At 70.5% G+C, this 21,249-nt stretch carries 19 protein-coding genes and 1 tRNA gene; 13 read left to right on the forward strand and 7 right to left on the reverse strand.

All coding sequences use genetic code 11. The annotated features are described in order from the left end of the window. Positions 1–21: 21 nt before the first annotated feature. From ABWO84_RS07200 to ABWO84_RS07210, 3 genes are read left to right on the forward strand one after another with little or no spacing between them, the layout of a single operon-like run. Positions 22–2,400: a DNA polymerase III subunit gamma and tau gene (locus tag ABWO84_RS07200; RefSeq protein ID WP_353113836.1), complete on the forward strand. Its 2,379-nt coding sequence runs from the start codon at positions 22–24 to the stop codon at positions 2,398–2,400. Next, positions 2,400–2,993 carry a recombination mediator RecR gene (gene recR / locus ABWO84_RS07205; RefSeq protein WP_353113837.1) on the forward strand — a complete coding sequence of 198 codons (594 nt, stop codon included), beginning with the start codon at positions 2,400–2,402 and terminating at the stop codon, positions 2,991–2,993. Before ABWO84_RS07200 ends, recR begins: the two co-directional genes overlap by 1 nt. Then, complete coding sequence (locus ABWO84_RS07210; protein ID WP_353113838.1) at positions 2,990–4,036, forward strand: DMT family transporter; 1,047 nt, start codon at positions 2,990–2,992, stop codon at positions 4,034–4,036. Before recR ends, ABWO84_RS07210 begins: the two co-directional genes overlap by 4 nt. A 50-nt stretch (positions 4,037–4,086) precedes the next feature. On the opposite strand, the gene ABWO84_RS07215 is transcribed toward ABWO84_RS07210, so the two are convergent. Beyond that, positions 4,087–4,542 (reverse strand): DUF2871 domain-containing protein, encoded by a 456-nt coding sequence (locus ABWO84_RS07215; protein ID WP_353113839.1) that lies wholly within the window; start codon positions 4,540–4,542, stop codon positions 4,087–4,089. A 95-nt stretch (positions 4,543–4,637) separates the two neighbouring features. Here ABWO84_RS07215 and ABWO84_RS07220 point away from each other — a divergent pair, with 95 nt between their 5' ends. The 8 genes from ABWO84_RS07220 (at position 4,638) to ABWO84_RS07255 (ending at position 13,324) form a co-directional block, all read left to right on the forward strand. After that, the gene (locus tag ABWO84_RS07220; protein WP_353113840.1) at positions 4,638–5,816 is read left to right on the forward strand and encodes a sensor histidine kinase; all 1,179 of its coding nucleotides are present in this window, start codon (positions 4,638–4,640) and stop codon (positions 5,814–5,816) included. Beyond that, complete coding sequence (locus ABWO84_RS07225; protein ID WP_353113841.1) at positions 5,813–6,427, forward strand: response regulator; 615 nt, start codon at positions 5,813–5,815, stop codon at positions 6,425–6,427. The genes ABWO84_RS07220 and ABWO84_RS07225 overlap by 4 nt, the downstream gene beginning before the upstream one ends. A 101-nt stretch (positions 6,428–6,528) precedes the next feature. Further along, a complete protein-coding gene (locus tag ABWO84_RS07230) occupies positions 6,529–7,815 on the forward strand; it encodes an aspartate kinase (protein WP_353113842.1) in 1,287 nt (428 codons plus the stop codon). Positions 7,816–7,958: 143 nt separating this feature from the next. Then, positions 7,959–9,017, forward strand: coding sequence for an aspartate-semialdehyde dehydrogenase (locus tag ABWO84_RS07235; protein WP_353113843.1), 1,059 nt, complete (start codon positions 7,959–7,961; stop codon positions 9,015–9,017). A 105-nt stretch (positions 9,018–9,122) separates the two neighbouring features. Continuing rightward, complete coding sequence (gene mqo / locus ABWO84_RS07240; protein WP_502915402.1) at positions 9,123–10,556, forward strand: malate dehydrogenase (quinone); 1,434 nt, start codon at positions 9,123–9,125, stop codon at positions 10,554–10,556. 10 nt (positions 10,557–10,566) lie between these two features. After that, positions 10,567–11,208 (forward strand): thymidine kinase, encoded by a 642-nt coding sequence (locus ABWO84_RS07245; RefSeq protein ID WP_353113845.1) that lies wholly within the window; start codon positions 10,567–10,569, stop codon positions 11,206–11,208. Between the two features lie 114 nt (positions 11,209–11,322). After that, positions 11,323–12,042: a FadR/GntR family transcriptional regulator gene (locus ABWO84_RS07250; protein WP_353113846.1), complete on the forward strand. Its 720-nt coding sequence runs from the start codon at positions 11,323–11,325 to the stop codon at positions 12,040–12,042. Positions 12,043–12,073: 31 nt separating this feature from the next. Beyond that, entirely contained in the window at positions 12,074–13,324 is a 1,251-nt protein-coding gene (locus tag ABWO84_RS07255; protein ID WP_353113847.1) for an alpha-hydroxy acid oxidase, read from the forward strand. A gap of 73 nt (positions 13,325–13,397) precedes the next feature. Here ABWO84_RS07255 and ABWO84_RS07260 read toward each other — a convergent pair whose 3' ends face one another. The 5 genes from ABWO84_RS07260 to ABWO84_RS07280 form a co-directional block, all read right to left on the reverse strand. After that, positions 13,398–14,165 (reverse strand): HAD-IIB family hydrolase, encoded by a 768-nt coding sequence (locus tag ABWO84_RS07260; protein WP_353113848.1) that lies wholly within the window; start codon positions 14,163–14,165, stop codon positions 13,398–13,400. After that, positions 14,162–14,611 (reverse strand): VanZ family protein, encoded by a 450-nt coding sequence (locus ABWO84_RS07265; protein ID WP_353113849.1) that lies wholly within the window; start codon positions 14,609–14,611, stop codon positions 14,162–14,164. Before ABWO84_RS07265 ends, ABWO84_RS07260 begins: the two co-directional genes overlap by 4 nt. 107 nt (positions 14,612–14,718) lie before the next feature. Continuing rightward, positions 14,719–14,792, reverse strand: a tRNA-Pro gene (locus tag ABWO84_RS07270). An 80-nt stretch (positions 14,793–14,872) separates the two neighbouring features. Next, a complete protein-coding gene (locus ABWO84_RS07275; protein ID WP_353113850.1) occupies positions 14,873–15,811 on the reverse strand; it encodes a metallophosphoesterase in 939 nt (312 codons plus the stop codon). After that, complete coding sequence (locus ABWO84_RS07280; protein ID WP_353113851.1) at positions 15,802–18,360, reverse strand: transglycosylase domain-containing protein; 2,559 nt, start codon at positions 18,358–18,360, stop codon at positions 15,802–15,804. The genes ABWO84_RS07275 and ABWO84_RS07280 overlap by 10 nt, the downstream gene beginning before the upstream one ends. A gap of 79 nt (positions 18,361–18,439) precedes the next feature. On the opposite strand from ABWO84_RS07280, the gene sp36 reads away from it, so the two are divergent. Continuing rightward, positions 18,440–18,655, forward strand: coding sequence for a Sp36 family protein (gene sp36 / locus ABWO84_RS07285; protein WP_353113852.1), 216 nt, complete (start codon positions 18,440–18,442; stop codon positions 18,653–18,655). A gap of 41 nt (positions 18,656–18,696) precedes the next feature. After that, positions 18,697–19,155: a RidA family protein gene (locus tag ABWO84_RS07290; protein ID WP_353113853.1), complete on the forward strand. Its 459-nt coding sequence runs from the start codon at positions 18,697–18,699 to the stop codon at positions 19,153–19,155. A gap of 77 nt (positions 19,156–19,232) precedes the next feature. On the opposite strand, the gene acs is transcribed toward ABWO84_RS07290, so the two are convergent. Further along, positions 19,233–21,200, reverse strand: a complete 1,968-nt coding sequence (gene acs / locus ABWO84_RS07295) for an acetate--CoA ligase (RefSeq protein WP_353113854.1) — start codon at positions 21,198–21,200, stop codon at positions 19,233–19,235. Between the last annotated feature and the right edge of the window lie 49 nt (positions 21,201–21,249).

Genomic DNA, 21,249 nt, shown 5'->3' on the forward strand with positions numbered 1-21,249 from the left:
GGCACGCCGTAGGCTGTTCTGGTGACCACAGCCCTCTACCGCCGCTACCGGCCCGAGAACTTCGGGGAGATGATCGGGCAGTCCCAGGTGACCGAGCCGCTCATGACCGCTCTGCGCGGCGATCGGGTGGGGCACGCCTATCTGTTCTCCGGCCCCCGCGGCTGCGGCAAGACCACCTCCGCCCGTATCCTCGCGCGCTGTCTGAACTGCGCCGAGGGGCCGACCGACGTGCCCTGCGGCGTGTGCCCCAGCTGCGTGGAGCTCTCCCGCTCCGGGGGCGGCTCGCTCGACGTCGTCGAGATCGACGCGGCGAGCCACAACGGGGTCGACGACGCTCGCGATCTGCGGGAGCGCGCTACCTTCGCCCCGAGTCGCGACCGGTTCAAGATCTTCATCCTCGACGAGGCGCACATGGTGACGCCGCAGGGCTTCAACGCCCTGCTCAAGCTCGTCGAGGAGCCTCCGGCGCACGTGAAGTTCATCTTCGCGACGACCGAGCCCGAGAAGGTGCTCGGCACCATCCGCTCGCGCACGCACCACTACCCCTTCCGCCTGGTCCCCCCGGCCGCGATGCTCGAGTACGTCGAGAAGCTCTGCGGCGAGGAGGGCGTGCAGGTCGAGCAGGGCGTGCTGCCCCTCGCCGTACGTGCGGGCGGCGGATCACCCCGGGACACGCTGTCGCTCCTCGACCAGCTCATCGCCGGCTCAGACGGTGGCAACGTGACCTATGAGCGCGCGGTGGCGCTGCTCGGCTACACCCACGCCGCGCTGCTCGACGAGATCGTGGATGCGCTCGCCGCGGGCGACGCCGCGGCCGCGTTCCCCGCGGTCGACCGTGTGGTGCAGACCGGACAGGATCCGCGCCGCTTCGTCGACGACCTGCTCGAGCGGCTGCGCGATCTGATCGTGATCGCCGCGGTCGGTGACGGCGCGACCGCGGTGCTGCGCGGCATCCCCGACGACGAGCTGCAGCGGATGCGCGCACAGGCGTCGTCGTTCGGCTCCGCGCGGCTCTCCCGCACGGCGGATCTGGTCAGCCAGGCCCTCGACGACATGAGCGGTGCGACCTCCCCGCGTCTGCACCTCGAGCTGATGGTCGCCCGCGTCCTCGCCGGCGCCTCGGCGGGGCAGGGCGGAGAGGCTCCGGCGACGCGCTCGGCGGTGCCCGCTCCGGCTGCTCCCGCGGCTTCCTCACCGGCTCCCGCTTCGGCGCGTCCGGCCGCCTCCGCTCCGGCGGCGGCTCCGGCTCCTGCGGTCGGCGTCCCGGCCGGCGACGTCCCGGTGGCGTCTGACGACTCGCCGGTCGCTGACGCCGCGGCGACCGCCCCCGAGCGCCCCGCTCCTGAGCCCCCTGTCGCCGAAGCTGCTGTCGTCGAAGCGGCTTCGGCGTCGGCTGCCTCTCCGGCCGTCGCGCCGGTGGAGGGGAACGAGTCCGCTCCGGTCGCAGCCGCCGAGCAGTCCGCGCCGTCCGGCCCGGTCACGCTCGAGCGGATCGTCGCCTCCTGGTCGGCGGTGCTCGACCGGCTGGCCGGTCTCAGCCGCTCCTCGTGGCTGGTCGTCACGGGGGTGCAGCCGCTCGCCTACGACGACTCGGTGCTGACCCTCGGGTTCGCGGTGCAGACGGACGTCGCCAAGTTCAAGGGCACGACCCCGGGCGCCGGTCCCTCCGATCACCTGCGCTCCGCGATCGAGCAGGAACTCGGCGTGAAGGTGAAGTACCGTCCGGCCCCGCTGCCCCCAGGCGGAGGCTCCGGCGGAGGAGGTGGCGCCCCGCGTGCGCCCCGCAGCGGCCCCTCGGGCGGCGGCCGCGCGGAGGACGACGCACCCGCGTCAGGCTGGGCGACCCCCGGGGTGACCTCGCCGGGCGGGGATCAGCCCGCGCCCTCCTCCGGCTCCGCCTCGGCCTCCGACCCCGCCTCGGCGCCCGGTGGCGCATCCGCTCCCCGTGCCGCCGCGGTGCGCCCCTCCGCCGCCCCGGTCACGGAGTGGGCGGTGGCCCCGATCCCGACATCGGACGACGAGGTCGTGCAGCCGCAGTTCGCGGTGGACGAGGAGCCCGCCGAGGTCGAGTCCGCGGCCTCGGCGCCCGTCCCGCCGGTCGACGGCATGGTCGACCGCGACGAGCCCCCTCTTCCGGGCGACGACGAGGCGCCGGACGAGGACGAGCCCCCCTACGATCCTCCGTACGATGCACCCTCCGCACCGCCGGCCCGCCCCGCGGCGCAGGAGCCTGCTGCGCCGGCGTCCGCGTCGCGCGTCGAGGAGCGCACGCCCGTGGTGACCGCGCGCTCCGCCGCCCCCGACGGCGTGCAGCGCTACGGCGAGGCCGTCGTCCGTCAGGTGCTCGGCGCCACGTTCGTGCGCGAAGAGCCCTACGAGCCGACCACGAGGTTCTCCTGATGTACGACGGAATCGTCCAAGAGCTGATCGACGAGTTCGGACGCCTACCCGGCATCGGGCCGAAGTCCGCGCAGCGCATCGCGTTCCACATCCTGCAGACGCCGAGCTTCGACGTGGCGCGGCTGTCGGAGCTGCTGACCGAGGTGCGCGCACGCGTGCGCTTCTGCGAGATCTGCGGCAACGTGTCCGAGCAGGACCGCTGCGCGATCTGCCGTGACCCGCGCCGCAACGCGGAGCTGATCTGCGTCGTGGAGGATGCAAAGGACGTCGCGGCGATCGAGCGCACCCGTGAGTTCCGCGGCCTCTACCACGTGCTCGGCGGCGCGATCAGCCCGATCGCCGGCATCGGACCGGACGACCTGCGGATCGCCCAGCTGATGACTCGCCTCGCCGACGGCACGGTGCAGGAGGTCATCCTCGCGACCAACCCCAACCTCGAGGGCGAGGCGACGGCCAGCTATCTGAGCCGGCTGCTCACCACGATGGAGATCACCGTGTCGCGCCTCGCCTCCGGCCTCCCCGTCGGCGGCGACCTCGAGTACGCCGACGAGGTCACGCTCGGCCGGGCATTCGAGGGCCGGCGCCGCCTGTGAACGCGCATCCGGTATTCACGCGCCGGGGCTGGATCCTCTTCGCCGTCATGGCGTTCGTGTGGGGCATCACCTACCTCTTCATCAAGGAGGCGGTCGGGTCGTTCACGCCGCCGGCGGTCGTCGCGGGGCGTACGCTCCTCGGCGGCCTCGTGCTGCTGCCGTTCGCGATCCGGAGCGGAGCGCTGAGGCCCGCCCTCAAGCTGTGGCCCTGGGTGCTCGCCTTCGGGGCCGTCGAGATGGCCGGACCTTTCCTGCTGCTCAGCCACGCGGAGACGCAGCTCCCCTCGGGGCTCACCGGCCTCCTCGTCGCGACGGTCCCGCTCTTCGCCGTGATCATCGCGCTGATGCGCGGCGACCGGTCGGCGCTGGCCCCCGTCCGCCTCGGCGGACTGGTGCTCGGATTCATCGGCGTCGCGGTCGTCGTCGCCGGTCCCGGTCTCTTCCCGCACGGCGGGAGCAGCGTCGTGGCGATCGGCGAGATCCTGCTGACAGCGCTGCTGTACGCGATCGCGCCGTTCATCATCGCCTACAAGCTCTCCGAGGTGCCGTCGATCGGCACCATCACCCTCGCGCTCTTCGCGATCGGCATCGCCTATCTCCCGGCCGCCCTGCTCACGCAGCACGAGATGCCCTCCGTGCGCTCGACGGTCTCGCTCGTGCTGCTCGGCGTGGTCTGCACCGCGGTGGCCTTCGTGTGCTTCTTCGCCCTGATCCGCGAGGTCGGACCGGTGCGCGCCCCGCTGTTCACGTACATCAACCCCATCGTGGCCATCGCCCTCGGCACGATCCTCCTGTCCGAGCCGGTCACCGTCGGGCTGCTGGTCGGCTTCCCGATCGTGCTGATCGGATGCTGGCTTGCCGCCACCGGCGGACGTCTCCGTGCCGCCGACCAGGCCACGGCGGGTCTGCCCGATCCGGTCGTCGGTCTGCCCGGGGACGAAGGCCCTTCGGGCGCCGCGCATCCGCCGGGAGCCGGCGCCCCGGGAGACGCCGGTCCCGCGCGATCAGCCGAGCTCGCGGACGGAGTCCCCGGCTCGGACTGAGCGGCCGTCGCGGGAGGAACGTCCGGCGCGGGGAGCGCCGGCGCCGCGACTCATTCCGCGCGTGCGACGGCCTTCCCGAGGACGATCAGGAGCAGGACGAATCCCGCGCCGAGCAGCAGGTGACCGACGCCGGCGACCCCCGCGATCATCTTGGAGGGGTCCGCGTGCAGCACCTGCAGCACGCCGTGCCAGACGAGCACCGCGGTGGTCACCACGACCCCGGCGTTGTAGATCCAGAAGAACCAGCGGAACAGCCTGCTCGCCGAGAGGCGGAACGACTTCTCGAGCGCCAGGACGATGAGCGGGACGATCATGCCCAGCGTGAGGATGTGGGTGTGCGACACGGCGAGCTGGCCGGGCATGCCCTCCTCGAAGCCGTTGAGCTTGGTGAACTCGCGGTAGAACAGACCGGCGGCGAGTCCGAGCACGGTGTACACGGCGGTGGCGGTCAGCAGGAGACGCAGCGCGGAGCGGTGCGCCTGGACGGTGGCGGGGGCATCGGTCATGAGTCCAGCCTCAGCGGTCCGCCCGGGCGGCGGATCCATCGAAAGATCGATCATCCGCCCGGGCGGAAGCGGCGGCGAGGGGAGACAATCGAGATATGCCGACCGTCGCCGCCCCGAATCGCGTACGGATGCTGCGCACCGCGCGGTTCGCCCTGCACCTCATCACGGTGCTCCTCGTGGCGGTGACCTCCATACGGGCGGCGGCCGACGGCACCCCGCTGCTCGTGGTCACGATCGGCGCCGGCGCCTTCCTCGCCTGGTATGGAGCCGGAGCGGCGTTCGCGAGAGGCCCCGCCGCGCGGTGGTGGCTGTTCGGGCTCGCCGCCCTCTGGGTCGCGCTGCTCGTGCTCTCCCCGGAGTTCGTCTGGCTGTCCTTCCCCGTGCTCCTGCTCGCCGGGCACCTGCTGAGTGCGAGGGCGTCCTGGCCGTTCGCCGCCGTCGTGCTCGCGGCCGCGATCGTCGCCCCGCTGCTGCACCGGGCGGAGCTGACATTCGCGCACATCGCCGGTCCGCTCCTCGGCGGCGGCTTCGCCCTCGCGATCTCCCTCGGCTATGACGCGCTGCTGCGGGATGCGGCGGAACGCGAGCGGCTCATCGCCTCGCTCCTGCGTGCGCAGCAGGAGGCGGCCGAGCTGCAAGACGAGCTCGTGCGCACCCAGCACGAGGCGGGGGCCGCGCGGGAGCGCACGCGCCTCGCGCGGGACCTGCATGACACGATCGCGCAGGAGCTCAGCTCCGTGTCGCTCCTGGCCCGCACCGGGCAGGAGGCGCGGATGCCGCAGATCGACGCGCTCGCCCAGCAGTCGCTCGTCGAACTGCGCCGGATCGTCGCGGCCCTCGCGCCCTCCGAACTGGAGGAGTCGGCGCTCGAGGGCGCTCTCGGCAGGATGCTGGACGGGCTGCACGTCGACACCGGGATCGAGACAGCCCTCGGGGTCGCGGAGGGGCTCCCCGCGCTGCCGACCCCGGTCGAGGTGGCCTTCCTCCGCGTCGCGCAGTCCGCGCTCGCCAACGTGCGGCAGCACTCCGGGGCGGCGAAGGTCGATGTGCGGCTGGAGGGCGGTGCAGGACGGGTGCGCATCGCGATCGCCGACGACGGACGCGGCTTCGACCCGGATGCCGTTCGCGGCGGATCCTCCTACGGGCTGACCGCGATGCGCTCACGGATGCGAGAACTGGGCGGGGAGCTCCTGGTGGAGACGCCCGAGGGCGGAGGGACGCGGATCGTCGCGGCCGTCCCCACCGGTGCGGGCGCGGAAGGAGGCACGTCATGACTGCGACGGTGCTGCTCGTCGACGACCATCCGATCGTGCGCGCCGGACTGCGCGCCGTCATCGAGAGCCGCGGCTTCGAGGTCGTGGGGGAGGCGTCGACGGGCGAAGAGGCGCTGGAGGCGGCGTCCGCGCTGCGGCCCGACGTGGTGCTCTGCGACCTGCGGCTCGGCGAGGGGATCGACGGGGTGGCCGTCACCGCCGCGCTCCGCGCCGGACCGGATGCCCCCGCCGTCGTCATCCTCACGACCTTCGACCACGATGCGCAGATCGTGCGCGCGATGGAGGCGGGTGCCGCCGGGTACCTGCTGAAGGAGGTCGACACCGACACGATCGCGCGGGCGATCACGGATGCCGCCGCCGGCGGCCTGGTGCTCGCCTCCGGGGACGACCGGCTGATCGAAGCGCTGAGGGCGCCCCGGGCCTGGCTCACCGCGCGGGAGCACGAGGTGCTCGCGCTGGTCGACGCGGGCGCGGCGAACCGGGAGATCGCGACGCGCCTGTTCATCACCGAGGCCACGGTGAAGACGCACGTCGTCCATCTGCTGGAGAAGCTGGGCGTCTCGAGCCGCAGCGCCGCCGCCGCCGAGGCCCGCAGACGCGGTCTGCTCTGAGCCCGCCGCGCGACACATGCGCGGAGAGGCATGAAGGCCGTCCGTAGAATGTCCGTGGGCGGATCCGCCCCACCCATCGTGCAGTACCCACAGGAGTGAACGTGGCACTCATCGTGCAGAAGTACGGCGGCTCGTCCGTCGCCGACGCGGAGAGCATCAAGCGCGTCGCGAAGCGCATCGTCGACACCCGCCGCGCCGGTCACGACGTGGTCGTCGCCGTCAGCGCGATGGGCGACACGACCGACGAGCTCCTCGACCTCGCGAACGAGGTCGCTCCCATCCCCGCGCCCCGCGAACTCGACATGCTGCTCTCCAGCGGCGAGCGGATCTCGATGGCGCTGCTGGCGATGGCGATCCACTCGATGGGCTTCGAGGCGCGCTCGTTCACCGGCAGCCAGGCGGGCATGATCACCGATTCGAAGCACGGTGCCGCCCGCATCGTCGACGTCACCCCGGTGCGCCTGCGCGAGGCCCTCGACGAGGGCGCGATCGTCATCGTCGCGGGTTTCCAAGGGTTCAATCGCGACACCCGCGACATCACCACGCTCGGCCGCGGCGGATCGGACACCACCGCCGTCGCGCTCGCCGCCGCTCTCGGAGCGGACGTCTGCGAGATCTACAGCGACGTGGACGGCATCTTCACCGCCGACCCGCGCGTGATCCCGCGAGCACAGAAGCTCGACCACATCACCAGCGAGGAGATGCTGGAGCTCGCCGCCAACGGCGCCAAGGTGCTCTACATCCGCGCCGTCGAGTACGCACGCCGTCACGGCGTCCTGATCCACGCCCGGTCGACGTTCTCGTCGGCCGAGGGCACCTACGTTCTGGGCGAGGGCATGAAGAACCCCCGCGAATCCGAGGGAGCAGCCATGGAAGAACCGATCGTCGCCGGCGTCGCCACCGATTTCAGCCAGGCCAAGATCACCGTCGCGGGTGTGCCGGACGTGCCGGGCAAGGCCGCCGAGATCTTCAAGATCGTCGCGAAGTCGGGCGCGAACGTCGACATGATCGTGCAGAACGTGTCGGCCGCGTCGACCGGCCGCACCGACATCTCGTTCACGCTCCCCAAGGCGGACGCCACGGCGACGCTCAAGGCGCTCGCCGCCGAGCAGCCGGAGGTGGGCTTCGAGGCGCTCCTGCACGACGACCAGATCGGCAAGCTCTCGGTGGTCGGCGCAGGCATGCGCACGCATTCGGGCGTCTCCGCGATCCTCTTCGAGGCGCTGTCCACCGCGGGCATCAACATCGAGATGATCTCGACCTCCGAGATCCGCATCTCGGTGGTGCTGCGCGGCGACGACCTCACCGAGGCCGCCCGCACGGTGCACAGCGCCTATGGGCTCGACAGCGAGATCGAGGCCACGGTCCACGCCGGCACCGGCCGCTGACCTCCCGCACGCCGGGAGCCCGGCATCCGTGCGCGGGTCTCCGGGCACGGTAGACTCACCGAAACCCTGACACCGGCGCCAGGCGAAGCATCCGCATCCTGGGGCTGAGCCTGGCGCATCGCATCCACGCCAAGGACCCTGTCATGACCCGCATCTCCGATTCCGGATTCTCCGTCGCCGTCGTCGGCGCCACCGGCCAGGTCGGCCGAGTGATGCGCGAGATCCTCGCCGAGCGCGACTTCCCGATCCGTGAGCTGCGGCTCTTCGCCTCGGCCCGCTCGGCCGGCACGGCGATCGGCTTCGGCGGCGTCGACGTCGTCGTCGAGGACGTCGAGACGGCGGATGCCACGGGCATCGACATCGCGCTCTTCTCTGCGGGCGCCACCGCGAGCCGGGCCTATGCACCGCGGTTCGCCGCCGCGGGCGCGGTGGTCATCGACAACTCCAGCGCCTGGCGCAACGACCCCGAGGTCCCCCTCGTGGTCAGCGAGGTCAACCCCCACGCGATCGACGACCGCCCCCGCGGCATCATCGCCAACCCGAACTGCACCACCATGGCGGCGATGCCGGTGCTGAAGGCGCGCGACGCCGAGGCCGGCCGCGAGCGCCTCATCGTCTCGACCTACCAGGCGGTCTCCGGCTCCGGTCTCGCCGGCGCCGAGGAGCTGCTCGGTCAGGTGGAGGGCGTCCTCGCACAGGGCGACACGCTGCGCCTCGTGCACGACGGTTCGGCGATCGACTTCCCGCAGCCGGAGAAGTACATCGCGCCGATCGCCTTCGACGTCATCCCGTTCGCCGGCAACCTGGTCGAGGACGGGCAGAACGAGACCGACGAGGAGAAGAAGCTCCGCAACGAGAGCCGCAAGATCCTCGAGCTCCCCGGCCTCCGCGTCGCCGGCACCTGCGTGCGCGTCCCCGTCTTCACCGGGCACTCGCTGTCGATCAACGCCGAGTTCGCGAAGGACATCACCCCGGAGCGTGCCCGCGAGGTGCTGGCCGCCGCGCCGGGCGTCGCGCTCGAGGAGGTTCCGACCCCGCTGTACGCCGCGGGCAAGGACGACAGCTACGTCGGACGCATCCGCGCCGACCAGTCGGCGCCCGAGGGCAAGGGGCTCGCGCTGTTCATCAGCAACGACAACCTGCGCAAGGGCGCCGCGCTCAACGCGGTGCAGATCGCGGAGCTGGTCGCCGGCCGTCTCTGAGCGCTCGCCAGAGGCGGGGAGGCCGTTTTCAGGGTCGCCCCGCCGCGGTCCTAGACTGGTCTGGTGACTGAATCCGTCGACGTCGTCCTGATCGGCGGTGGCATCATGAGTGCCACCCTCGGAACCCTGCTGCACGAGCTGCAGCCGGACTGGAAGATCGTCGCCTTCGAGAGGCTGGGCGAGGTCGCCCAGGAGAGCTCGAACCCCTGGAACAACGCCGGTACCGGCCACGCCGCGCTCTGCGAGCTGAACTACATGCCGGATGCCCCGGGCGGAGGCCCGCTCGACCCGGCCAAGGCCGTCGGCATCAACGAGCAGTTCCAGCAGAGCCGTCAGTTCTGGTCGTCGCTGGTCGCGCGCGGCGTGCTCGACGAGCCGTCGTCGTTCATCAACTCCACCCCGCACATGACCTTCGTGCGCGGCGCCAAGGACGTCGAGTACCTCCGCCGCCGCTACGAGGCGCTCAAGGACCAGCCGCTGTTCGCCGGCATCGAGTACAGCGAGGACTCGCGCGTCATCAACCAGTGGGCGCCGCTGCTGATGCAGCAGCGGAAGAAGGGCGAGCCGTTCGCGGCGACCCGTGTCCCCGCCGGGACCGACGTCGACTTCGGCTCCCTCACCGCGCAGCTCTTCGATCACCTCGCCGAGTCGGGCGTCGACGTGCGCACCAACCACGAGGTCCGCTCGCTCTCGCGACAGAGCGACGGCGGCTGGCTGGTGAAGTACCGCAACACGATCGGCCGGGCCCCGAACCGCCTCAAGGCGCGTTTCGTGTTCGTCGGCGCCGGCGGATGGGCGCTCAAGCTGCTGCAGAACAGCGGGATCCCGGAGATCAAGGGCTACGGCGTCTTCCCGATTGGCGGGCAGTTCCTGAAGACCAGCAACCCCGAGATCGTCTCCCAGCACCGGGCGAAGGTCTACTCCCAGGCGTCGGTCGGCGCTCCGCCGATGTCGGTGCCGCACCTCGACGCCCGCGTCGTCGACGGCGAGCAGTCGCTGCTGTTCGGGCCGTTCGCGACCTTCAGCCCCAAGTTCCTCAAGCAGGGATCCTGGTTCGACATCGTCGGGCAGGTGCGGCCGCACAACCTCTGGCCGATGCTGCGGGTGGCCTTCGCGAACCCCGACCTCATCACCTACCTGCTGAGCGAGCTGGTCAAGACCCACCACAAGAAGGTCGACAGCCTGCGCATCTTCATGCCGACCGCGAAGGACGGGGACTGGGAGCTGATCCAGGCGGGTCAGCGCGCCCAGGTGATGAAGAAGGACGAGAAGAAGGGTGGCGTGCTGCAGTTCGGCACCGAGGTCGTCGCCTCCGCCGACGGCACGATCGCCGGTCTGCTCGGCGCGTCGCCGGGTGCCTCGACCGCCGTGCCGATCATGCTCGGCCTGCTGAAGCGCTGCTTCCCCGAGGAGTACCCGGGCTGGGAGCCGGCGCTGCGCGAACTCATCCCGACTCTCGGTGAGACGCTGAACGACAACCCCGCCGATGCCGGGAAGTCGATGGCGGCGACCGCCGAGGCGCTCGGCATCTCCCTCTGACGGTCCGACCGTGGCGAAGCTCTACTTCCGCTACGGCGCGATGAACTCAGGCAAGTCGACGGCCCTGCTGCAGGCGGCGTACAACTACGAGGAACGCGGACAGCACGTGCTGCTGGCGAAGCCGGCGATCGACACCAAGGGTGCCAGCCAGATCGAGAGCCGCCTCGGGATGACCCGCGAGGTGGACTTCCTCATCGGCGCGGAGGACGACGCCCGGGCGCTGTTCCAGGGGGAGCGCGCGCGCATGCGGGCGCAGGATGCGGCGAGCCTGCTGCCGCACGCACAGATCGACGTTGCATGCCTGCTCATCGACGAGGCGCAGTTCCTCACCGCGGCGCAGATCGACGACCTGTTCCGCATCGCGGTGCTCGACGGCATCCCGGTGATGGCGTACGGGATCCGCAACGACTTCCTCACCCATGCGTTCCCCGGGTCGGCGCGACTGCTCGCGATCGCGCACACGCTGGAGGAGCTCAAGACCATCTGCCGTTGCGGCCGCAAGGCGGTCTTCAACGGCCGCATCGTCGGCGGCCGTTTCGTGTTCGACGGCGATCAGGTCGCGATCGACGGCGCCGGGGACGAGCTCGTGACGACCTACGAGTCGCTCTGCGGCAACTGCTATCTCGAGGAGTCCGGCGGACGCCTCGGCTGACGCTCCCGTCTCCGTCTGCGCCTGCGGTCACCGTCGCGCGGTCGGGGTGCAGGCATGTCCGCTTGCGTGGTCTGACCACAGGCGATAACCTGTGGTCAGACCACAGGAGGATCGATGACGCAGCGCGCCTGGCGCACGGTGCTCGAGCACATCGAGCGCGATCTCATCGAGGGGCGGCTCGGACCCGGTGACCGCCTGCCCTCGGAGCGCGACCTCTCCGCCGACCTCGGTGTCGGCCGCTCCAGCGTGCGCGAGGCCCTTCGCGTGCTCGAGGTCATGGGCCTGATCCGCACGGCGACCGGCTCAGGGCCGCAGGCGGGGGCGATCGTGATCGCGACGCCCTCCGGGGGCATGCAGGCGCTGTTGCGTCTTCAGGTGGCCGCACAGGGCTTTCCGCTCGCCGACGTGGTGCAGACCCGCCTCGTGCTGGAGAGCGCCGTCGCGCAGGCGCTCGCCGCCGACGGGGAGCGCGACCTCTCGGCGGCGCACCGGATCCTCGACGCGATGGACGTCCCGCATCTCACCGCGCCGGAGTTCCTCGCCCTCGATGCGCAACTGCACCTCGCGCTGGCCGAGGCCTCCGGCAACTCCGTCATCGCCGCGACGATGGCCGGCCTGCGCAGCGCGATCGAGTCGTACGTGCTCGAAGGATCCGCGCGGATCGACGACTGGTCCGCGATGGCGGAGCGGCTGCGCGCCGAGCACCGGCAGCTCGTGACCGCGATCGACGCCGGTGACGCCGCGTCAGCCGACGCCCTCGTCCGCACGCACATCACCGGCTACTACACCGCTGCGGGCCTCGTGCCCGACGCCAGAACCGTCCTCACCGACTGACCCCGAATCCGTTCCGACAGAGAGGAACCCCATGGTCCAGCGTCAGCTGCCGAAGCCCGCCGAGATCTTCGAGCTCATGAAGTTCAAGGCGCCAGAGCTGAACGGTCGCAAGCGCCGCCTCGACAAGGCGCTCACGATCGACGATCTGCGCACGATCGCGAAGCGCCGCACCCCGAAGGCGGCCTTCGACTACACCGACGGCGCCGCGGAGGGCGAGCTCTCGCTCGCCCGCGCCCGCCAGGCCTTCCAGGACGTGGAGTTCCACCCCGGCATCCTGCGCCCGGCCCCGACCGTCGACACCAGCGTCGACATCCTCGGCGGACGGTCGGCACTGCCCTTCGGCATCGCGCCGACCGGCTTCACCCGCCTCATGCAGACCGAAGGGGAGGAGGCGGGTGCGGGAGCGGCCGCGGCGGCCGGCATCCCGTTCACCCTCTCCACCCTCGGGACGACGTCGATCGAGGGCGTCAAGGCCGCCAACCCGGACGGCCGCAACTGGTTCCAGCTGTATGTCATGCGCGATCGGGAGATCTCCTACGAGCTCACCCGCCGTGCGGCCGCCGCGGGCTTCGACACCCTGCACTTCACCGTCGACACCCCGGTGGCGGGGGCCCGCCTGCGCGACAAGCGGAACGGCTTCAGCATCCCGCCGCAGCTGACGATCGGCACGATCATCAACGCGATCCCGAGGCCCTGGTGGTGGTTCGACTTCCTCACCACTCCGAAGCTGGAGTTCGCGTCCCTGAGCACCACCGGAGGCACGGTCGGCGAGCTGCTCGACGCCGCGATGGACCCGACGATCAGCTACGACGACCTCGACGTCATCCGTGACCTGTGGCCCGGGAAGATCGTCGTCAAGGGCGTCCAGAACGTCGAGGACTCGGTGCGGCTGAGGGATGCCGGCGTCGACGGCATCGTGCTCTCGAACCATGGAGGTCGCCAGCTCGACCGCGCGCCGATCCCCTTCCACCTCGTGCCGCAGGTGCGTGAGGCGGTCGGCGAGGACTTCACCGTGATGGTCGACACCGGCATCATGAACGGCGCCGACATCGTCGCGTCGATCGCGCTCGGCGCCGACTTCACGCTCATCGGCCGTGCCTACCTGTACGGCCTGATGGCCGGAGGGCGCGAGGGCGTCGATCGCACGATCGCGATCCTCCGATCGGAGATCGAGCGCACGATGCGGCTGCTCGGCGTCTCCTCCTTGGCCGAGCTGGAGCCCGGTCACGTGACGCAGCTCACCCGGATGGTCCCCGTCGGGGAGCCTCTCCCCGTGCGCTGAGGCTCGTCGAGCCCCAGCCCGTTGAGCGAGGGGAGTGCAGCGACCGAGACGAAACGGTAGCCGCTGCCCTCGCTCAACGCCCCCGGGAGAGCGTCTCCAGGAGCTCGTCGAGCTTCGCGGCGGTGTCCTCCCAGCCGTGCACGGCCACGGAGGGGACCCCGAGGGCGAGCACGGGGTAGTCGTTGCCGCCCTCGTCGAGGCGGTCGCCGTAGAACAGCATGGCGTCGAGGGGGACGCCGGTGTGCTCTGCGAGCTGCCGCATTCCATAGGCCTTGTCGATGCCCGCGCGGGTGATGTCGATCGACGTCGAGCCGCCGGATCGCACCTCGAGGCCGGGGAGGCGGGCGGCGACGGCGTCGCGCAGGGCGGCGCGCTTGGCGCCGTCCGGGTCCCAAGCGTGCTTGGCTTCGCCCGGGGCCTGCTGTCCCAGCGCGGAGAAGGTGATCTGGGATCCGCGGTCCTCGAGGATCTCGCCCCAGGGGTCCGCCTCCCAGACGCCGAGGCGCTCGGCCTCCTCACGGAGAGCGGTCAGCGCCGCATCCTTCTCCTCCGATGTGAGGTCCCTGGCGTAGACGGGGGCGAATCCGGCGCCGTCATGACGGAGGTAGCGGGTGCCGCAGGTGGGCAGCAGGTGCAGGCGTGAGAGGTCCTCCGCGGGGGTGTCGCCGAGCCGGGCGATGACCTGGTTGCGGAACTGCTCCTCGTTGCCGCCGGAGATGATGGCGACGTCGACGCGCCGCAGCAGCGCCCGCAGCAAGGCCGCGATGCGCGGGTCGATCGCGGCCTTCGAAGGCGCGAGGGTGTCGTCGAGGTCGAAGGCGACGAGAAGGGGCGTGCTCACGCCTCCAGCCTAGAGGGACCTGCTGTCCGCTCCCTGCGCAGCCGCCGTACGAGGAGCACCGCGGCGACGCCGAGCGTGGCGCCGAGCGAGTTGGCGATGAGGTCGCTCAGGGTCGCGGCCCGCTGGGGGAGGGCGACCAGCTGCACGGTCTCGATCATCGCGGAGAGTGCGGGCCCGATCAGTAACGCGTACCCCTGCCGGCGCACGGGGAGGAGCACCGCGGCGATCACTCCCACCGGCACGAAGACCAGGACGTTCGCTGCGACCTCGAGCGTGGTGAAATCGAGCCAGGTCCAGCCGAGCCGGTGACGGGAGAACGACAGCGCGAGGTCGAGGAAGATCGGAAGGTGCCGCTGCACCGCCTGCGGAGCGATCGTGAGGACGAGCAGGCCCGCCAGGAACGGGATGCCGAGGATCAGGGCGATCGCGACGGGACGGCGGGGCATGGGGGAACGGTATCGGAGGATCCGGGGAGGGGCCTGGGACAGCACGAGGCCGATCGACCGGAAATGCGAGAAGGACCGGTCGGAACCGGTCCTTCTCGTGTTCGCTGTCGGGGTGACAGGATTTGAACCTGCGGCCTCTTCGTCCCGAACGAAGCGCGCTACCAAGCTGCGCCACACCCCGTTTTGCAACCGTTCAAGTCTACATGGCGGACACGGTTCCGCCGAATCGGACGGGCTGTCGGATCCTCGCACGGGTGACCTCTAGCGCGCGACGAGCGTGAGGAGGGAGGCCTCCGGGCGGCAGGCGAAGCGCACCGGGGCGTAGATCGAGTGGCCGCATCCGGCGCTGACGTTCAGCGGGATGCTGCGCCCGTCGTGCGTCCAGGTGCTCAGCCCCTTCGCCTGCTTCAGGGGGATGTCGCAGTTCGCGACGAGAGCACCGTAGCCGGGGAGGCACACCTGGCCGCCGTGGGTGTGGCCGCCGAAGATCATGTCCGCGCCGAGGTCGGTGAAGGTGTCGAGCACGCGGCGATAGGGGGCGTGCGTCACGCCGATCACCGAGGTCGTGACGTCCCGCGCGCCGAGTTCCGCGATCGCCGGGGGGAGAGCGTCGAGCTCGTCCCAGTCGCGATGCGCGTCGTCGACGCCGAAGAAGTCGATCGTGTTCCCGGCGATGCTCAGCCGCGCCGCGGCGTTGTCGAGGTCGGTCCAGCCGAGGTCTTCCGAGAAGAAGGAGTCCATCGCCTCCGTGTCGAGCATCTCCGGCTCGTCCGCCTGCTGCTTCGAGGGCCCGGTGAAGTACCGCAGGGGGTTGCGGGGCGACGGAGCCTGCACGTCGTTCGAGCCGTGCACGAACACGCCGGGGATCCCGGCGAGGGGTTCGAAAGCGCGGCGGATCCCCACGAGCCCGTCGCGGTGTCCGAGGTTGTCGCCGGTGTTGACGACGAGGTCGGGCTGGAGCGCCGCGAGCGACGCGAGCCAATCCTGCTTGCGGTGCTGCCACGGAGCCATGTGCGCGTCCGACAGATGCAGCACCCGCACCGGATCGGAGCCGGGCGCGAGCGCGGGCACTGTCGCCCGGCGCACCGTGAAGAGGTACCGCTCGATCCCGATGCCCCAGGTGGCGGCCGCCACGCCAGCGGCCCCCACCGCGCCGAGCGCGATGAGGGCCGGAGAGGTGCGGCGCGAGGTCACTCGCATTTCACCCGGATCTGCGTGCTCTTCGCCGCGCGGGTCCCGCCGGAGGGGTCGGTCGCCTGGACCTTCGACCCCGGCTTGCAGTTGCCGCTCCAGTCGATGTTCGTGTAGCCGGCGCCGTTGAGGATGCCCTGCGCATCGGAGACGATGTTGCCGGTCACATCGGGTACCGTCCCGCCCTTGCCATTGCTCGGGGAGAGCGTCACGGTCACGCCTCCGGCGACCTTCCCCGCGCCGGGGGACTGCGCCGCGACGGTTCCGGCCGGCTGGTCGCTGTCGACCTCCGGGCCGACGTTCACCGAGAAGCCGGCGCGGTCGAGGATGCTCTTGGCCTCGTCGATGGTCTTGCCGACGACATCGGGCAGGTCCTTCAGCACGTTGCGCGTGAGGTTGCTGTCCGGGCGGGGGAACGGTCCACCGGGATAGGCGGCGTCGGCGGCGCGCTGGATGACCGGCGCGATGTAGTGGCGCAGCTGTGCCGCCTGGATGCCGTTGATCCTGCGCTGGTACAGGTCGGACTCGCCCTTGATGTTGCCCACCCACACGGCGGTGGTGACCTTGGTGCTGGACTCCACCATCATGGTCTGCCACTGCTCGTGGGTACCGGTCTTGCCGAGCACCGGGGTGCCGTCGCCGGGGTTGGAGGCACCGCCGGTGCCCCCGTTCATCACGCCCTGCAGGGTGTACGCGGCGGTCGAGGCGACCTCCGGCTGCAGCACCTGGGTGCAGGTCGAGGCCGGAGGCGTGATCTCCTTGCCGTCGATGCCCACGACCTTGTCGATCACGCGCGGCTCGCAGAACTTCCCGCCGTTGGCGATCGTGCCGAAGGCGCCCGCCATCTGCACGGCGGCGACGTTCTTCGCGCCGAGGGTGGAGGCGTAGAGGCCGTTGTCCGCGGTCACGGGCTTGCCGTCGCCGAGGTGCACGCCGAGGCGCTGGGCGACCTTGTTGATGTCGCAGGTGTCCAGCTCCTGGGCCATCGCGAGGAACCCCGTGTTGAGCGAGGCCGAGGTGAACTGCTTCGGGGTGCCCACGGTTCCGCGACCGCCACCGAAGTTCTTGATCAGCGTGCCGTTGTACTCGGTCTGGCCGCAGGCGGTGTAGGTCTTGAAGATGCGCGACGTCCCGTCGAGGACCTCGTTGACCGAACGTCCGTTCTCGAGCCAGTCGAGCAATGTGAAGATCTTGTAGGTCGAGCCGACCGAGAAGCCGATGCCGCCGCCGTGGTCCTGATCCGCGGCGAAGACGAGGCTGGAGACGCCGGGCTTGGACGCCTCGGACGCCGACTCGCTGAACCGAGTGTTCTGGACGATCGAGAGGATACGTCCGCTCGTCGCTTCGATGCTGACCGCCGCGGCGCCGAGGTTCATCCCGTCGACCGCCTGGGGGACGCGCTTGGCCATCACATCGAGGGCGGGCTGCTGCACGCGCATGTCGAGGGAGGTGTAGACCTTCATCCCGCCGCGCTTCAGGTTCTGCTGGCGCTCGTCCGAGGTCTTGCCGAACGCCTCGTTGTTCTCCAGCACCGACTTCACGTACTGGCAGTAGTAGGCGTTCCCGCCGGCCGCGCCGCAGCCCTGGTTGCTGGGGTGGATGTTCGGCTCGACCGGAGCGGCCTTGGCCTCGTCGTGCTGGGCCTTGGTGATCTTGCCGTCGATCAGCATCCGGTCGAGAACGTAGTTGCGGCGCTCCTTGGTGGTGGCGTAGCCGTCTTCCTTGCTGTTGTGCGAGGCGCCGGCCTTGTCCTTCCAGGAGCCGCCCACCATGTCGATGCGCAGCTGGTTCGGGTTGTTCACCATCCCGGCGAGCGTCGCGGCCTGAACGAGCGTGAGGTTCGCGGAGGAGACGCCGAAGTAGTAGCGGGCGGCGGCCTCGATGCCATAGGTGGTGCCGCCGAAGTTGGAGACGTTCAGGTAGCCGAGCAGGATGTCGTTCTTGGAGTAGTCCTTCTCGATCTGCAGGGCGTAGCGCATCTCGCGCAGCTTGCGCTCGATGCCGTCGGCCCCGGTCGCGACCGCCGCGTCGAGCCAGCACTGCTGGGTCTTGGTCTCGTACTTCTCGTCGTTGAGCGGGACCTTCTTCTCGCACTCCTGGATCAGCACGTTCTTGACGTACTGCTGGCTGATGGTCGACGCGCCGCGCGACGACTTGCCCAGGGCGTTGTCCGCCGCAGCCTTGATGGTCGCGAGCAGGTTCACGCCGCCGTGTTCGTAGTAGCCCTTGTCCTCACTGGACAGCAGAGCGTCGATCATCGTCGGCGAGATCTGGTCGAAGGTCACCGGGATGCGGTTCTGCTGGTAGAACGTCGCCAGCTGGAACGGCTTGCCGTCGGTCCCGGTGCCGTAGATCGTCGTCGGAGCCATCGGCTCGCTGGGCTTGAGATAGCCGGGCAGATCGTTGAAGAGGGTGAGCGCCTGGGAGCCGGTGAAGCCGGTCATCGCGATCGCGGGGGTCACGGTGGCGGTCACCAGGATGCCGGCGACCGCGCTGAGCCCGACCAGACCGAGAAGTCCGCCGAGCACACCCTTCACCGTACGTTTCGTCTGGGGCATACGCTTGATCGTAGGGGAGTTCCCTGAATATCAGCCTCGACCCCCGGGATGCCCGGCGGTCCCGACGCACAGGAGTGCCATGACCACGTGGGAGTACCTGACCACGCCGCTGCTGATCCACAACACCGCGGCCATCCTCAACAACTGGGGCAAGCAGGGCTGGGAGCTGGTGCAGGTCGTGACCGGGCCGGAGGGCGGCCTCGTCGCCTACCTCAAGCGTCCCGTCACCGCCGATGGCGAGGCCAACGGCGGACTCGCGGCCGCCGCAGAGGCGTCCCGCCAGTTCGAAGGCTGATCCCGGCCTCCCGGCCGCACCCGTATCGAAGGAGAACCCCCATGACCATCGCCTCGCGCCTCGCCGACCTCGGCATCGAGCTCCCCGCCGTCGCCGCCCCCGTCGCGGCCTACGTGCCCGCGGTCGTCCACAACGGCCTCGTCTACACCTCCGGGCAGTTGCCGTTCACCGATGGCGCCCTCCCCGAGACCGGCAAGGTCGGCGCCGGGGTCGATCCCGAGGACGCCAAGGGCTATGCCCGCACCTGCGCGCTGAACGCCCTCGCGGCTGCGGCTGCGGCCGCGGGCGGCGTCGACCGCATCGCGGGTGTGCTGCGCGTGGGCGGCTTCGTGGCATCCGACCCCTCGTTCACCGGGCAGCCGGGCGTCGTCAACGGCGCCAGCGAGGTGCTCGGGGAGATCTTCGGCGATGCGGGGAAGCACGCCCGCGCCGCGGTCGGCGTCCCCGTCCTCCCGCTCGACACCCCCGTCGAGGTCGAGGTGACCTTCATCCTGGCCTGATCGCGCCCTCCGCGGCCTGCGGAGATGGAAAACGCACCGGAGACTCTCGTCTCCGGTGCGTTTTCCATCTTGGGCGCTTACTTGACCTGCGCGGAGATGATGCTCATCACGGCGGTGTCCGCGAGCGTCGTGGTGTCGCCGACCTCGCGGCCCTCCGCCACGTCGCGCAGCAGGCGGCGCATGATCTTGCCGGAGCGCGTCTTCGGGAGCTCGCCGACGATGTAGACGTCGCGGGGGCGTGCGATCGGGCCGATCTGCTCGCCGACCCAGCCGCGGAGCTGCGTGGCGAGCCCCTCCGGCGAGTGCTCGGCGAGGTAGCTCTCCTTGATGATGACGAACGCCACGACCGCCTGGCCGGTGGTCTCGTCCGCGGCACCCACCACCGCGGCCTCGGCGGTGGCCTCGTGGGCGACCAGCGACGACTCGATCTCCGCCGTGGAGAGGCGGTGCCCGGAGACGTTCATCACGTCGTCCACGCGGCCGAGCAGCCACAGATCGCCGTCCTCGTCCAGCCGTGCGCCGTCGCCGGCGAAGTAGTAGCCCTTGTCCTGGAACTTCTCCCAGTAGGTCTCCTTGAAGCGCTCCGGGTCGCCCCAGATGCCGCGGAGCATCGACGGCCAGGGCTCCGTGATCACCAGCAGGCCGCCGTTGCCGTTCCCGACCTCCGCGCCGCCTTCGTCGACGACGTCGATCGAGACGCCGGGGACGGGAACCTGCGCAGACCCGGGCTTCGTCGCGGTGATGCCGGGGAGCGGCGAGACCATGATGGCTCCCGTCTCGGTCTGCCACCACGTGTCGACGATCGGGGCGGCGTCCGCGCCGATGACCTCGCGGTACCACATCCACGCCTCGGGGTTGATGGGCTCGCCCACCGAGCCGAGCAGACGCAGAGACGAGAGGTCGTACTGGTTGGGGATCTGACGGCCGGTCTTCATGAAGGAGCGGATCGCGGTCGGCGCGGTGTAGAGGATCGTCACGCCGTACTTCTGGATGAGCTCCCACCAACGGCCCGGGTGGGGCGTGTCGGGGGTCCCCTCGTAGAGCACCTGCGTCGCGCCGTTCGCCAGCGGTCCGTACGTGACATAGGAGTGTCCGGTGACCCAGCCGATGTCGGCGGTGCACCAGAAGACGTCGGTCTCGGGATGGAGGTCGAACACGTACTTGTGCGTGTAGGCCGCCTGGGTGAGATAGCCGCCTGAGGTGTGCAGGATGCCCTTCGGCTTCCCGGTGGTCCCCGAGGTGTAGAGGATGAACAGCGGGTTCTCCGCGGGGAACGCCTGCGCGACGTGCTCGACGGATGCCGCGGGCACCGCCTCGTGCCACCAGATGTCGCGGCCCTCGGTCCAGGCGATCTCGTTGTCGCCACGCTTGACGACGAGGACGTGCTCGACCGTCTTCTGCTCTCCTTCGCCGCGATCGGCGAGCGCCTGGTCGACCGCAGGCTTGAGTGCGGAGACCTTCCCCTTGCGGTAGCCGCCGTCGGCGGTGATGACCACCTTCGCGCCGGCGTCGTCGATGCGCGAGCGCAGGCTGTCGGCGCTGAAGCCGCCGAAGACGACCGAGTGGATGGCGCCGAGGCGGGCCACCGCGAGCATCGAGGCGATCGCCTCGGGGATCATCGGCAGGTAGATCGCGACACGGTCGCCGTGGCCGACGCCGAGGCCGGAGAGCACGTTGGCGACGCGCTTGACCTCGTCGGTCAGCTCGGCGTAGGTGATGCGGCGGGAGTCGCCGGGCTCGCCCTCCCAGTGGATCGCCACGCGGTCGCCGCGGCCTTCCTCGACGTGCCGGTCGAGGCAGTTGTAGGCGACGTTGAGCTCGCCGTCGTCGAACCACTTGGCGAAGGGCGGGTTCGACCAGTCGAGGGTGCGGGTGAAGGGCTTGTGCCAGTGCAGGAGCTCACGCGACTGCTCCGCCCAGAACCCTTCGCGGTCGGCTGAGGCGCGCTCGTACAGCGCGGGGTCGTCGATGGACTGCGCCGCGAACTCGGGCGAGGGCGGGAACTGCCGGGACTCGTCGAGAAGATGATCGATCTGGCTGCTCATGCGCTCGCTCCTTTGCGTGGAAAAGACGTGGCCGTGCTCGCGCACGACC

The sequence above is a fragment of the Microbacterium sp. genome, assembly GCF_040394595.1.
Lineage (GTDB): Bacteria > Actinomycetota > Actinomycetes > Actinomycetales > Microbacteriaceae > Microbacterium.